The sequence below is a fragment of the Nocardia sp. NPDC127606 genome (genome assembly GCF_042671725.1).
Taxonomy (GTDB): Bacteria; Actinomycetota; Actinomycetes; order Mycobacteriales; family Mycobacteriaceae; genus Nocardia.
Genome location: NZ_JBHXWQ010000001.1, coordinates 815068 through 828910, shown reverse-complemented (window position 1 = coordinate 828910; position 13843 = coordinate 815068). Strand labels below are relative to the sequence as shown.

Sequence of the window (13843 nt, the reverse complement as noted above, 5' to 3'; positions counted from 1 at the left end):
CACATGGTGCTCGCGGTCGAGGGCCCGGTGGTGGCCCCCACCCCCGCGGACCCGCCCCCGAACTTGGCCGGACGGCGGGCCGCCCGCCGGCGGGGCCCCCCCACGACCTGCACGAAGAACTCATCGATCTGCCTGATCGCGGCGATGAACTGATCGAGATCCACCGGCTTGGTGACGTAGGCGTTCGCGTGCAGTTTGTAGCTGCGCAGAATGTCTTCCTCGGCCGCCGATGTGGTGAGCACGACCACGGGGATGTGGGACAGCTCCGGATCGGCCTTGATCTTCTCCAGCACCTGCCTGCCGTCGTACTTGGGCAGATTCAGATCCAGCAGGATCAGATCCGGCCGTGGCGCGTCGACGTGCGCGCCGGTGCGATAGATGAAGTCCAGCGCCTCCTGGCCGTCCCTGACCACGTGCAGAGTGTTGCCGATCTTGTTGTCCTCGAAGGCTTCCCGCGTCATCAGTTCGTCGCCGGGGTCGTCTTCGACGAGCAGGATGTCGACCGGCTGGCCGGGATCGGTCATGCGAATACCTCGTTCTCGATGGAGACAGCGGCGGTCGCGGGCGCGGCCGCCCGCAGGGTGAAGCACAGGCGGGTGCCGTCACGATAGTCGGTGTCGAGCCAGATCCGGCCGCCGTGGAATTCCACGATCTTCTTGCACACGGCCAGTCCGATCCCGGTGCCGCCGTAGGCATCTCGCGGATGCAGGCGCTGGAAGATGACGAAGACCTTCTCCGCGAATTCGGCCTCGACGCCGATTCCGTTGTCCGACACCGAGAACTCCCACTCCTGCGCGTCCTCGGTATCGGGCGCGCACGCCACCCGGACCACCGGGGTCAGGCCGGGCGTGCGGAATTTGATCGCGTTGCCGATGAGGTTCTGCCACAGCATGATCAGCAGCGTCGGTTCCCCGACGAGCTCCGGCAACGCCGCCGGGCGCTCGATCACGGCCCCGGATTCCTCGATGGTCGCCGACAAGGCGGCCACCGCCTCGTCCAGGGTCTGATCGAGACCCACCGGCTCGGTGCCCTCCGACATCCGGCCGACGCGGGAGAAGGTGAGCAGGTCGTTGATCAGCACCTGCATGCGTTTGGCGCCGTCGACGGCGAAATCGATGTACTGCTTGCCGCGATCGTCGAGTTGGTCGCCGTAGCGCTTCTCGAGCAGCTGACAGAACGAGGCCACCTTGCGCAGCGGCTCCTGCAGATCGTGGGACGCGACGTAGGCGAACTGCTCCAATTCGGTGTTGGATCGGCGCAGTTCCTCGGCCTGGATGTCGAGATCCTGTTTCTGCCGCAGCAGTGCCGCCTCCTGGACGCGCGCGGAGTCGAGCTCGGCGACGATGTGGTGGCGCATGTTCTCCACCGCTTCGCAGACCAACGCGATATCGGAAGGACCGACAGCATCGATATGCGCGTCGAACTCCCCCGCGGCCACCCGCCGTGACGACTCGGTGAGATAGCCCAGCGGCCGAACCACCAGTCGCCGCACCAGAACCGTGAGCAGCACCCCGGTCAGCAGGAAGACGGCGACGATGCCCGTCAGCACGACGTTGCGCGTGGTGCGTGCGCTCGCCAGCTCATCGGAATCGCTGTCGACGACCGCGAGGAGATGGTCGTTCTGCACCGCGAAGGTATCGCGGACGGCGTCGAAGAGCGCCTTTCTGCGCACCGCTCCGGTGGCGGCGTCGATACCGATGCCCGCGCGAGACGACACCGACCCGGTCGCCGGATCGGTGAAGTCGGCCTGCCACCGCTGCGCGGCGAGGTCGACCGCGGCGAGGTCGGCGAGCAAACCCGGATGGCCGACGAGCAGCTCCCGCAAGCGGTCCGCGGCGCGGGTCTGCTCCTGCCGCCCTCGGTCGTAGGGCTCGAGGAACTGCGGGTCGCCGGTGATGGCGTAGCCGCGGATGCCGGTCTCCTGATTCAGCAGCGCACCCTGCAGCCGATGGGCTTCGGTGGCGGCGGGCAGGGTTTCGGTGAGCAGACGATCGGTGACCCGGCTGGTGTGGGCGATCACCTGCGCGCCCGCCGCCGCACCGACGACCACCACCAGGATCATCAGCACGAACACGAGCTGGAACCAACCCTGGGCTGTCATTCTGCGGATCGGCCCCAACCGGGTCGATGTACTGCTCGTCACGTCGTCCGCCTCATCGCATCACTCCACCGCAAATACAGGATGGCCACGTCGTCATCCAATCCGCCCGACGCCGCCGACAGTTCCGCGACCTGCCCGATCAGCGCGTCGACGAAGGACTGGGGCTGCTCGGTGGGCAGTGTCTGTGCCAGTTCGAACAATCCGTCCTCGCCGAGCCGGGTGCTGCCGTCGCCGACGCGCCCTTCGAACAGTCCATCGGTGAACAGCATCAGTCCCGCGTCGTCTGCCAGCGCCACCTCGTGCGCGGGCCACTGCGCGTAGCCCGGGACGAAACCGAGGGCCGGTCCGCCCGGCACCTCGACCCAACTCGGTCCGGCACCGGTGCACCGCAGCATGCCGGGATGACCCGCACGGCGTACCGACACCTGTCGGGTCGCCGGGTCGAGTACCAGGCTGGTCGCGGTGGCGAAGGTTTGCTGGTCGGCGCGTTCGGCGAGCAGCACTTCCTCGAGCAGGTTCAGTTGTCTGGCGCCGGTGACACCGCTGAGCACCAGCGTGCGCCACGCCAGCCGTAACGCGACCCCGGTCGCCGCGGCATCGGGACCGTGGCCGGAGACGTCACCGATGATGGCGTGCACGATGCCGGTCGGGTCCTGGACCACGTCGTAGAAGTCGCCGCCGAGCAGTGAATGGTCACGACCGGGGCGATATCGCGACACCACCTCGACCATCGGGTCGGTACCCAACAGTGGGGTCGGCAGCAATCCGCGTTCCAGTCGGGAGTTCTCCTGTGCCCGCATCTGACTGGCCTGCAGGGCCGCGCTGGTGAGTTCGGCCTGTTTGCGCTGAATCGCGTAACGCACTGCGCGCCCGAACAATTCCGCGTCCACCCGGCCCTTGACCAGGTAGTCCTGCGCGCCGGAGGCCAACGCGAACAGCCCGGTGCGCTCTTGGTCGAGCCCGGTCATCACCACGACCGGGACCTGGTCGTTGCGATCGCGGATCCCGGCCAGCGCCTCGAGTCCGTCCGCATCAGGGAGATGCAGATCGAGCAGCACACAATCGGGTACACCGGTGCGCAAGCGCTCGCCGGCCTCGGTCAGGGTGCGAACCCAGTCCAGGTGCGGGCGCGGAGACAGGTCGGCGACCATCTCCTCCACCAGCAAGGCGTCGCCGGGGTCGTCCTCGACCAGCAGTATGTGGAGTTGACGTCGCGAACCGGGCCCGGCCGCGTAGAGATCGGCGCTCAACGCGTCACTGCGCACCACGACCACCGCCGGCGCGGCCGAGAGTTGTCCGCTCGCACCGCAGCAGACCTACCCCTCCCCACCTGGACAGCACAAAACCCAGGGTGTGCACGAAAGCCTCCGATCACAGGCGCCCACTGCGCGAACTGACTCCGCCGGCCGGTTGCTGGACCGAAAGGTAGTACCGAGGATGCTATCCGATTGCGCCGACACCCATGCCCACGCGAGATTTCCGCGACCGGGTGGGCGTGAGTGAGTTCATAGAGCACGCGCCACATTCGCCAGTAGGTTCTTGACTATGGAGAAGGACGGACCCAGCAGGACAGCGCTCATCACCGCGTACGCCCGCGCCTGTCACCAGATCGCTGACCGACCGCAGATCTTCAGCGATCCCTTGGCCGCACGTCTGCTCGGCGTCACCGCGGAGGAACTGGCCGATCCGGGCACGCTCACCACCGATCACCTCGGTGACGTGGCCGGTGATCGGCCCCGCCGCCTGTTCTTCGCCGCCCGCGCCCGCTTCGCCGAGGACGCCGTGGCCGCGGCCGTCACCGCTGGTGTGCGGCAGGTCGTGATCCTCGGCGCGGGCCTGGACACCTTCGCCTACCGCAATACGTGCCCGGACTCGCGTATCTTCGAGGTCGACCACCCCGCCACCCAAGCGTGGAAACGCGAACGCCTCGCGACCGCCGGAATCGACTGCCCCGAGACGTTGACCTTCGTGCCGGTCGATTTCGAAACCCAGACGCTGGCAGCGGGATTGGAGTCCGCCGGATTCACACGGACGGACCCGGCCGTCTTCGTGTGGCTCGGCGTCGTCTTCTATCTGACTCCGAACGCCGCCCATGCCACCCTCGAATACATTGCCGCTCAGGCCCAGCCGGTCGAGGTGGTCTTCGACTACCTCCAGCCCGCGAACACCGAGGAGGAGCGTGCGCACCACCGAGTACGCGCCGATCGGCTGGCCGGCGTCGGCGAACCGGTGTTCAGCTACTTCACGCCCGACGACATCGCCGCACAGCTGCGCGCCCTCGGCTTCACCGCCATCGAAGACCATTCCGCCCCCGACCTCGTCGCCGGATACCTCGACGGATCCGAAGAATTCAGGGGCGAATCACCCCACGCACTGCGCGCGATCCGCATCCTGCGCGCGAGCCGCTGAGGATGATCCGTGATTTCGGGTTCCGGGGAGATGCGACGCAGCACCGACGAAAGCGACGCCGACAACTGATTCAGGACGCGAGCAGATAGGCGCCGGCCGCGAGCGCCGCTCCCACGATGGAGCCGACGACGACCTGTCCGCGCGTGTGATCACCCAGCCACACTCGCGACCATCCGTTGACGACAGTCAGTGGCAGCGCGGCAAGAAACCACGGCGAGGCGATCAACGCCAGCAGGACCGTCGTTCCCGCACTCACGGCGGTATGGACACTCACCTTCCATTTGCCGATCACGGTCACGATTCCGATGCCGAACAGGACTACCAGCCCTGCCACCGTCCACGCGATCAGAGCGCGCGGAGCGCCCTGCACGATCTCGACGATCAGGCCGACACCCACGATGCCCAGGATCGCCGGAATCACCCAGCGCCGACCGTCGATATCGGTCACATGGTGATCGCTGGCGATACCGCGCCGGACGCCGGCCAGGATGATGATCATCGGGATCCCGCCCGTGATCGCGGCGACGAAAAGCCCCCCATTCTGGAGCACCCACAGCGAACCCGGCGATCGCCCCGGTCACGATATTGATCACCCAGGGCGCCCCGAGCTCAGTGATCACCCGAGCCGCCCGCGCTTGCGGCACCATCGTTTCCGTCACGCCGAAACCTCTCGCTCTTCATCCTGATACTTCGTGCCGAAGTCGACGCCCACGTGCGGTCGAATTCTGCCTCGAGGACGAATTTCACTGTGCAAGAGCATGTTCCCTGGGCTACCGCCCCGAATTGTGGGGATGACGGAACAGTAGCGACTCAGCTGTGTACCAGCGGACTCAGGGCCTTACCTGCCAGTTCGAGGATGCCCGGCTCGTGACCGTTGGCGACCATGTTCACGATGATGCCGTCCACCCCGTGATCCAGGATGCGGCGCTGGACCTGCTCCGCCACATCGTCGGGGGTGCCGGCGAACACACTGTCCTCCGAGATCACCACCACGACATCGCGCTGCATGAACTCCTGGGCCAGCTTGCGCGCCCGGTCGCCGTCCTCGTCGACGACGACGACGGCGCGGAAGCTGGTCTCCAGGGTCTGTGGGTCGCGCCCGGCCTCCTCGCAGCGCTGCCGCAAGGTGGTCAATTTCTGCGGCAGTTCGGTGGTGTGGCAGAGGATGTTCAGGTGGTCGGCGTACCGCGCGGCCAGGCCGAAGGTCTTCTTCTCACCGCCGCCACCGAGCAGGATCGGCAGGTCGTCGCGCACCTGCGGCTCGTTGATCGCGTTCTCGGCGCGGTACCACTTGCCCTGGAAGGTCGGCCGCTGCCCGCGCAGCATCGGCGAGATGATCTGCAGGGCCTCGTCCAGCCGCTCGAACCGCTCGGTGAAGCTGCCGTATTCGTAGCCGTAGCCGATGTGCTCCTGCTCGAACCAGCCCGCGCCGATGCCGAGGGCCGCGCGGCCGCCGCTGATCACGTCCAGTGTCGTGACGATCTTGGCCAGCAGCGCCGGATTGCGGTAGGTGTTGCAGGTCATCAGGGTGGCCAGCTGGATTCGCTCGGTGACGGTGGCCAGCCCGGCCAGGGCCGTGTAGGCCTCCAGCATCCAGTCGTCGGGCTGCCCATAGACCTGATAGAAGTGGTCCATGAAGAGCACGGCATCGAATCCGGCCGCCTCCGCCTCCCGCGCCTGCGCAATGACCTGAGGGAACAGTTCGCGCGGCGAGGCCGCGTAGCCGAAGTAGGGCATCTGGTATCCGAGACGAATGCTCATGCTCACCGACGCTACGGTCGTTTCCCGCGTCGACACGGAGCGATAGTTCATGGCAATCAACCGGACGTCACACGGCAATGACCCGGCAGCTCACCACACGCTCCTCCGCCGCTACTGAACTCGAGACTTGTCGACACGGAAGACGAAGTCGTTCATGTAGAAGGGATCCCAGCGGCGGCCGACCTGAACTAGGCCGAGTTGTCCAGACCACCGTCTGATCTCGCGCGGAGTGTGGAACGACGCACGTGGCGTCCAGAATTGGTCAGCGAGAACGTTGACCAACTGCCGGTCGTCCAAGCGTTGCCTGATCTGGAACGTGACGAACGCTCTGGTCAGCGCCATGACCCAGCGCGGTGCGTTGTGGAGACGCTCACCCGGTACGCGTGCCCGCAGTCGACCGGTCGCCAGGTACACGAAGTGGTAGGGAGTCCACTTGCTGTACAGGCCGATGATGATCGTCCCGGTGTCCCGTGTCACGCGAACCATCTCGGCCAGCCCGGCGCGGCAATCCGGCGTGTGATGCAGAACGCCCAGTGCCAGTGAATGATCGAATGCGTCATCACGAAACGGCAAGGCCAGGGCGTCGCATTGGACCGAACGAACATCGCCTGACGCCTGGGCCCGCTGCACTGCCAGCCGGGTGAGATCGACCGCTACTACGCTGGCGCCTCGCTCTGCCAGGGACCGGGCGACATCGCCGGACCCACATCCGACATCGAGCACCTTCGAATACCGAATCGCGGAGTTGGGCAATACCGTGCCCAACCGCCGGTGCCAGAGGGCTACTCGCTCGTCGCCGCCCGCGATGAACGGAAATTGCTCGTAGTGGGCCTTGGTCAACGAGCGGAGTTCGTTCTGGTCAACGCCGGCGGAAGCCGTAGTCGGCGCCTTCGCGCGAACCAGTGAGCCAGCACGGACAAGGAAATGCTCCAAGCGTACGTTGCGACGCATATACCGAAAATCTCCCAACGGGGGCAGAGTGAGACCGCTGTCGCCAGGGTGGCGACATTCATCGGAAACAGGACACGGCGGACGAACCGCCGGAGGGTGACCGTTTCGCTACGCAGACTGATGTACAGCTCCGCGGTGGCCGCGAGGGTGAATCCTGCCGCAACCGCGGCCAGGACGATGCGCACAGTGAACTGTTGTGGATGGCTCACCGCCGCAATCCCGGCACATATCAGCAAGACCGCCGCCGCGGCGAACACGAGCGCACAGTAGTGCCTGAAGGCTCTGGTGAGGAGGATTTCTCCGTTGGGCCCGATCGGCTCGACGCCCAGCGACAATGCAGCCGTATGGGCCTTCACCGTTCGGTCGTGCTGGAGATCCTTCAGATTTCCACGCATCATGTTCAGCGTCGGCCCCTGCGCAACCAGGCTCGCGACGAGCAGGAGAACCGAAACAGTTGGCCGACCACCGCAGATCAGGATCCCGAGCCATACCGGTGCGCCGATGAAGATTCCGAACAGCCAGTCCACGAAAAATGGATGTAGGCCACCGAACTTCTTCTGACAGGCGTTCCCGTACACGCCGATGGCGAGCAACGCCAGCAAAGGAACGATGGCACCGACCATCTCCCGCGAAAGCCATACCGCCACGACTCCGGCGCATGCCGTGGCGGCGCAGGTGAATGCGAGGGCCTCACGACGATCGCAGTCACCGTTGACCAACGGCGCGCCCGAACGCAACGGATCGAGTCCATCTGTGCGCGAGTCGACGATGTCGTTCACGGCGCACCCGACACAGTGCGTCAGGATCCCGAATACGTAGAAGCACACCACTTGTCCGACGGGCGCGTTCGGCACCATCAGAGCTCCCATACCGTAGGGAAAGGCTCCCACGGGTGCCACGTTGATCCGGCCCAGCGCGTAGAACGCGCGCACCAATCGCATCGTCTTGTCCAACTGTCGCTCAGTCGCCGCGTCGAACCGATGCACTCCGGTACCGGCGGATACCGAACAGCAACTCCCAGGACAGGAGCACCACCATGGAGTACAGGAATGTCGACAGGTCGGCGTTGAGCGCGATGACGATGGTCATGAGGATGAAACCGGCCGCGAAGTAGCCTTCCCGACCGCGACGGGAAGGCCGCCGCGAGCCGACCAGGAGCGTATACAGGTCCCTGCTGCCCACCACGCTCACCGTGACGCAGATCGCCACCACGACGAAGTCGGTCCAGGCGAAACCCCGCAACGAGACAGCGACACCCGACAATCCGACGGCGACGGTGATTCCGTGCAACGCCACGCAATACCGTCGGTAGCGAGGCCCCGGTTCCAGATGACCGTCTGGCGTCGTCTTGGCCCCGAGCATGACCGCGACTGTACGAAATCCCGTAACCAAGTCCGAGGAAAGGTCTTTGAGGTTGCCCGCGATGCTGTTGAGTTCCAGCGCGAGGAGAAACATGAAGACTGTCGCGATCCAGACAACCGCTGGTATGCGGTCGGTGTAGGCCACCGCGGCGACAGGGATCGGCGCGGCCATCGTGACGGCGAACAGCGAGTCCATGAGAATCGGTCTGTCGGTGGCCTTCTGATACACGTTCACGACCGCGCCGAGTATCAGAAAGAACGCGAACGCGACTACCGCGGTGGGCGGCCAACCGACAGCGACAATCACCGCCACAGCGATCAGCGGAAACGAAATCGACAAGATCAGGGCTATCGCGGGGGAGATTTTGCCGGAAACCAGTGGACTCGCGGCCCGCGCGGGATTGTTCCGGTCCCGCGGCAGATCGATGAAATCGTTCAGTGCGAAGATGTACCCGTTGATCAATATCCCTAGCAGCCAGAACAGGCTCAGCTCGATGATCGACAGTTCGACCCCGGTCAGCAGCGGTCCGATGGCGAACGAGAACCCTTCGAATCCCACGGCTTGAATACGGATCAGCCGAGCGAAGTCGCCGACCCCTGGCCGAATCGGCCTGTCGCCCGGCCCCACCCAGTCGGCCGCTACTTCTGTGGTTGCCATGGGACGCCCTTTCCCGCCGAGCCTCTCCGATGATCACCGGTCGTCCGAACTATCACATCGGTGGCGAACTGTCCGAGTGCGCGAACGGTTCGATTGGGGCGCAACGCTTTCAAGAAGGCGGCGCGCTGATCTTCGTCCCATTCGCCGATGGCCGCCGCATCCACCGACGCGCACGGTCGACGCCGTCTGCGGATCACTCGCCCTCGGCGGACTGTCACCCCGGGGATACCCGCGATCCGGCGCAGTCGGGCACCCGAGGCCCACAGTGGATGCAGCAACAGCACGCCGGTCGGCCGCAACACCCTGGCGATCTCTCGCACGCACACATCGACATCGTCGACATGCAGCAGCACCCACACGGCCACTACCATGTCGAAGGTCTCGTCAGGGAAGGGAAGCGCGGCGCAATCACCCGCCACCGCGATCTGATCGTTGACGGGTCGAACGCGCGCATAGTCCCGATCCAGTGTCACGGTGCGCCAACCGAGTTGCTGTAGGTCGTGAGCGAGTGAAGAGTCCCCGGCTCCCAGATCCAACAGCAGGCTCCCCGGTCGCTCCCAGTCCGGGCCGAAGACGAACCGAGCGAAGGCGCGATCTGTCCGACCGGTCCGGAGCACGTTCCGCCGGGGAGTGATTCGACTCGCCGGTTGTGGGAGCCGCCTCATCTCGACGGTCATGACCGAACTCTTCTTCTGCCGAACCGGCGCCACTTCGACACGAACGAAACCATGTCGGGCATACGCGCGTTCAAGCCTTTGGTCATCGGTCCGGGCCGCCGTGAGCAGGGTGATCCGGTGAGCATCGGCGACAGAGAGCAACAGGCGCGACAGGGCGACCGCGGTACCCGCTCCCCCTCGACCACCGCCCGGATCGGCGGCGAAGTTGATGACGCGCCACTCCGGGCAAACCGGCAGGACTCCCCGTGGAAACCGCGTCCTGTCGAACGGGCGACCTTGCCCGAACAGCGGCCACATCACCGCCCACCAGAACCGGACGAGTTTGCGCTCCGGTACCAACCCGATGACGGCGGTCGATCCGATCGCCAAGTGCGGAGTGAGGACAAGTTTCACCGAGTAACGCCATCGCGCGAGGCGGTCGGTCCGTCCGAACTGCGTGACCAGAAGCTGTGACAGCGCGCGACTGTCACCTATCCCGACCCACCGATGCGGCAAAGTAGACATCCCGGCGATCAGACCGATTCGTCGATGAGCTCGATACGCCGCACCGCCCGAACGGTCCACGCATCACACAGCTCGGCGAGCGGTGTGGCTTCCACCCGGTCGGCGAACTCTTTCGCGACCGAGAACATACGAAGTGCCATCTGGCAGGACACCAGGCTGACGCCGGACATTTCGGCAGCGAACAAGATATCGTCGGCATCGGCAGAACGATGTTCCAATCCCGCATCCTTCAAGTGCAGCAACGTATGTGAGAGCGCCATCGTCATATTGCCGTCGGCATGATCCACGGCAAGGTCGCTCAGATCATCCATGAGCTGCAGTCCTGCGCAGAAATACTTCACCGCCTCGAGGAGGTCGGGGACGGACTCCTGCCTCCCGGATCGCGCGGCAACGACTTCGAATGGCGTATTACAGGGGGCAGCTTTCCATCCCAGGTTGGCTATCTCCAGTGAGGTGTAGCGATTCAGAACACTTCGATGGCGCAAATCGTTGGCGATGGCCGCCGAATACAAAAGGTAGTTTCGTCGATGCGATTCGATCGCATGGGCCGATCCGACCGCAGGCGAAGCGCTGGGCCATCCGATCGCGGCGATTCTCGGCAAATATTCGAACAGGGCATCGTGCGCGATCACGCAGAGTTCGGGAGACGCGGCGCCGCCGTCGACGATGGAGTCCTGAAAGGCAAAGAACACGTGACCAACAGCCAATGCCACCAAGAAGTCTTCTATCGGAACAGGTGCGGCCCACTCCAACGCCAGAGCGGCGGGTAGATAGAAGAATCCGCTGTTCAGACCGAAGACCGACAGTGGGAGGTTGTCGATCTCGGACCGGAACGCCGGCGCCGCCGTGGAGAGAACGGACTTCGCCGATCTCTCCACGCTGAGCCACGGATAACTCTCCTGCACCAACAAAATGCTTTCCGGCAGAACAAGTTTGTCAGCGGAACAAAAGGGGATTTCTACCATCCGTCGCCGGCGTCGTTCGCCTTCGGCTGGCGCTCGACGAATTTCCTACGGGTGTCCGGACTATCGAACGCTTCCGCGAGACCACTCGCTGAAGTGCTTGCCATCAGCACATCGATATCGCGGTCCAGTTCAGCAAGCGAACCGACTTGTGTTGCCATGCGTTTTCCTTTCTAGAGCCGACTGCGAGCATACACCGACCTATGGGCGCGCGCATTCCCAATCACCAAGCAGCACAGCTTGTTTCGAGAAGGTCGTTTGCGTGTCGACTCTTGGCGCGTCCGCTGGAAAATGCTATGCAATAGCCAAATAGAACTGGTCGTTTGATTATTAATCCACAAAGCACCGCAGAGGTCCCCGAATCGATGAACCTGGAAAGCATCGCGAAGGCAGCACACAGGCCGTTCGGTCCGTTCACCGTGGAAGTGGGCACAACCAAGCCGTTGGAGGCTACGGGCCTACCGACCTGCCGGGCCGCCCACCGGCGGGAGAACCAAGTGGTGGGTGGCCCGGTCCAGGCGCGATCAGGGGGCGAGCACGATGGTCTTGCCGGTCAGGCGGCCGGCGCCCGCGTCCGCATGCACCTCGGCCAGTTCGGCTACCGGGCGACGGTCGGCGATGTGGATGTGGAGCTTGCCGGCGTCCACCTTGGTGACCAACTCGCTCAACTGGGCTCCGTCGCTGCGGACCCACAGGCTCTCGCTGCGGACGCCGCGGGCAGCGTCCTCGGGAATCGGGCCTACCGAGCTGACAGCGATCCCGCCGTCGGCGACATAGTTCGTCAACTGTGCGAGTTCCTCGGGGGAAACGCGCACATGGTTCACCACGACCTGGAACGGGCCGCTTACCGCGTCCGGACCGTCGGCAAGATCGAGGGGGCCTTCGACCCGGACCGCGCCGTAGCCACTGAGTCGGTCTGCGTGCTCCGGCGCGTCCACCGCGGTCACCTGCGCTCCGGCATCGACAGCGAGCTGTACCACCAGGCTGCCCACCGCACCCGCAGCTCCGTTGACCAGGACCGTCTGGCCCGGCTTCAGCTCGGCGAGCTCGAACGCCAACTGCCAGGCAGCGAGGCCGGTCAGCGGCAGCGCCGCGGCGTCGGCCAACTCGATCGTCCGCGGTGCCGCGGCGAGGGACTCGGCGGGGACCAGCGCGAATTCGGCTGCGCCGCCTGCGGAGTCGAGGGGCAGCATCGCCACGACCCGGTCGCCGATCGCCAGGTCTGTCACGTCCGCGCCGAGCTCGATGACGATGCCGGCCAGGTCGATGCCCGGCACATACGGCAGCACGATCGGGAGCATCTGCGCCAGATGGCCGGCGCGGATGTGATCGTCGACCGGGTTGAACGAGGTGGCGACGACCTGCACGAGCACCTGCCCGGGCGCGGGGACCGGGCGGTCGATGTCTTCGTAGCGCAGGACTTCACTGGCACCGAACTCGTGAAAACGGATTGCCTTCATGGAATTGTCCTCCAAGGTGTTTCGATGTCGTCGCCACGGGACGAGGCGATCGAGCGGGAAGGGAAAGTCGAACCGGCTCAGGTCAGTTGGACCGAGCGGATGGAGTTGCCCATGACCAGGCGGTCGATGGCGCTCACCGCGCTGGCGGGGTCCGTAGCCGCACCGACGGTGAGCAGCAGCGGGACGAAATGTTCGGCCGTCGGGTGCGCGACCGCGGCGCCGGGCGCCTTCGCGCGGTAGTCGGTGAGCGCATCGACGTCGCCGCGGGCGAGAGCATCGACTGCCCATTCATCGAAAGCTGTTGTCTCGCCGGCGAGCTCCGGGCGACCGAAGACGGCGAAGCTGTGTGTCATGAAGCCCGAGCCGAGCACGAGGATGCCTTCTTCGCGCAGTGGCCGCAGGCGTGCGCCGAGTTCGAGGAGCGCGCGGGGGTCGAGGGTGGGCATCGACAGCTGCACGACCGGGACATCGGCGGCGGGGTACATGGCCATGAGCGGGATGAAGGCACCGTGGTCCAGGCCCCGGTCGGCGAACTCGTGCACGGGCGCGGGGCCCAGCAGCCCGGTGAGTCGGCGAGCGAGGTCGGTGGCGCCCGGGGTCGCGTAGGGAAGGGTCTTGTAGTGGGGGTCGAAGCCGCTGAAATCGTAGTACAACGGAGTGCCTGCCACGGCCGCGGTGACCGCGGCCGGTGCTTGTTCCCAGTGAGCCGAAACAACAACGATGGCACGGGGTTTGGGCATCGACTGAGCCCAGGCGAAGAGGTCGCCGAGCCACTGCGGATCGTCGAGGGTGAACGGGGCGCCGTGGCTGACGAACAGGCTCGGCAGCGGCCCGTCGGCCGGACTCCACAGAAGTTGTTCGCGCGCCTGTGGCAGAACGCGGGCAAGGAGATCCGCATAGGCGGCAGCAGGCTTGCCCGAAGCTCGGCCGTTCACGGAGGGGCGGCGGCTGGTTGTCATCAATATCAGCTCCTTAAGTTGCCCTGGAAAGTATTTTCAC

The 13843-nt window shown here is 65.3% G+C and carries 13 protein-coding genes and 1 pseudogene; 1 reads left to right on the top strand and 13 read right to left on the bottom strand.

The features are described from left to right. Positions 1-86 precede the first annotated feature (86 nt). The 3 genes and pseudogenes from ACFVJ5_RS03885 to ACFVJ5_RS03875 all read right to left on the bottom strand — a co-directional run. A pseudogene (locus tag ACFVJ5_RS03885) lies at positions 87-524 on the bottom strand (response regulator); the annotation flags it as partial. Then, the gene (locus tag ACFVJ5_RS03880; protein ID WP_379219760.1) at positions 521-2101 is read right to left on the bottom strand and encodes a CHASE3 domain-containing protein; all 1581 of its coding nucleotides are present in this window, start codon (positions 2099-2101) and stop codon (positions 521-523) included. The pseudogene ACFVJ5_RS03885 and the gene ACFVJ5_RS03880, both read right to left, overlap by 4 nt. Positions 2102-2139: 38 nt before the next feature. Continuing rightward, a complete protein-coding gene (locus ACFVJ5_RS03875; protein WP_379218372.1) occupies positions 2140-3366 on the bottom strand; it encodes a PP2C family protein-serine/threonine phosphatase in 1227 nt (408 codons plus the stop codon). A 280-nt stretch (positions 3367-3646) separates the two neighbouring features. Here ACFVJ5_RS03875 and ACFVJ5_RS03870 point away from each other — a divergent pair, with 280 nt between their 5' ends. Further along, positions 3647-4510 (top strand): class I SAM-dependent methyltransferase, encoded by an 864-nt coding sequence (locus tag ACFVJ5_RS03870; protein WP_379218371.1) that lies wholly within the window; start codon positions 3647-3649, stop codon positions 4508-4510. A 70-nt stretch (positions 4511-4580) separates the two neighbouring features. Here ACFVJ5_RS03870 and ACFVJ5_RS03865 read toward each other — a convergent pair whose 3' ends face one another. From ACFVJ5_RS03865 to ACFVJ5_RS03820, 10 genes are all read right to left on the bottom strand, one after another. After that, entirely contained in the window at positions 4581-5060 is a 480-nt protein-coding gene (locus tag ACFVJ5_RS03865; protein WP_379218370.1) for a phosphatase PAP2 family protein, read from the bottom strand. 260 nt (positions 5061-5320) lie between these two features. Next, positions 5321-6271 (bottom strand): LLM class F420-dependent oxidoreductase, encoded by a 951-nt coding sequence (locus ACFVJ5_RS03860; RefSeq protein ID WP_379218369.1) that lies wholly within the window; start codon positions 6269-6271, stop codon positions 5321-5323. 111 nt (positions 6272-6382) lie between these two features. Further along, positions 6383-7222: a class I SAM-dependent methyltransferase gene (locus ACFVJ5_RS03855; RefSeq protein WP_379218368.1), complete on the bottom strand. Its 840-nt coding sequence runs from the start codon at positions 7220-7222 to the stop codon at positions 6383-6385. After that, positions 7108-8175, bottom strand: a complete 1068-nt coding sequence (locus ACFVJ5_RS03850; protein WP_379218367.1) for a UbiA family prenyltransferase — start codon at positions 8173-8175, stop codon at positions 7108-7110. Before ACFVJ5_RS03850 ends, ACFVJ5_RS03855 begins: the two co-directional genes overlap by 115 nt. A gap of 7 nt (positions 8176-8182) precedes the next feature. Beyond that, positions 8183-9241, bottom strand: a complete 1059-nt coding sequence (locus ACFVJ5_RS03845) for a UbiA family prenyltransferase (RefSeq protein WP_379218366.1) — start codon at positions 9239-9241, stop codon at positions 8183-8185. Next, on the bottom strand, positions 9223-9906 hold the full coding sequence (locus tag ACFVJ5_RS03840; protein WP_379219759.1) for a class I SAM-dependent methyltransferase: 684 nt from the start codon (positions 9904-9906) through the stop codon (positions 9223-9225). The genes ACFVJ5_RS03845 and ACFVJ5_RS03840 overlap by 19 nt, the downstream gene beginning before the upstream one ends. 524 nt (positions 9907-10430) lie before the next feature. After that, positions 10431-11387, bottom strand: a complete 957-nt coding sequence (locus ACFVJ5_RS03835) for a hypothetical protein (RefSeq protein ID WP_379218365.1) — start codon at positions 11385-11387, stop codon at positions 10431-10433. After that, positions 11381-11545 (bottom strand): hypothetical protein, encoded by a 165-nt coding sequence (locus ACFVJ5_RS03830; protein WP_379218364.1) that lies wholly within the window; start codon positions 11543-11545, stop codon positions 11381-11383. Before ACFVJ5_RS03830 ends, ACFVJ5_RS03835 begins: the two co-directional genes overlap by 7 nt. 363 nt (positions 11546-11908) lie before the next feature. After that, positions 11909-12844 carry an NADP-dependent oxidoreductase gene (locus ACFVJ5_RS03825; RefSeq protein ID WP_379218363.1) on the bottom strand — a complete coding sequence of 312 codons (936 nt, stop codon included), beginning with the start codon at positions 12842-12844 and terminating at the stop codon, positions 11909-11911. Positions 12845-12921: 77 nt separating this feature from the next. Next, positions 12922-13803 carry a dioxygenase gene (locus ACFVJ5_RS03820; RefSeq protein ID WP_379218362.1) on the bottom strand — a complete coding sequence of 294 codons (882 nt, stop codon included), beginning with the start codon at positions 13801-13803 and terminating at the stop codon, positions 12922-12924. Positions 13804-13843 lie beyond the last annotated feature (40 nt).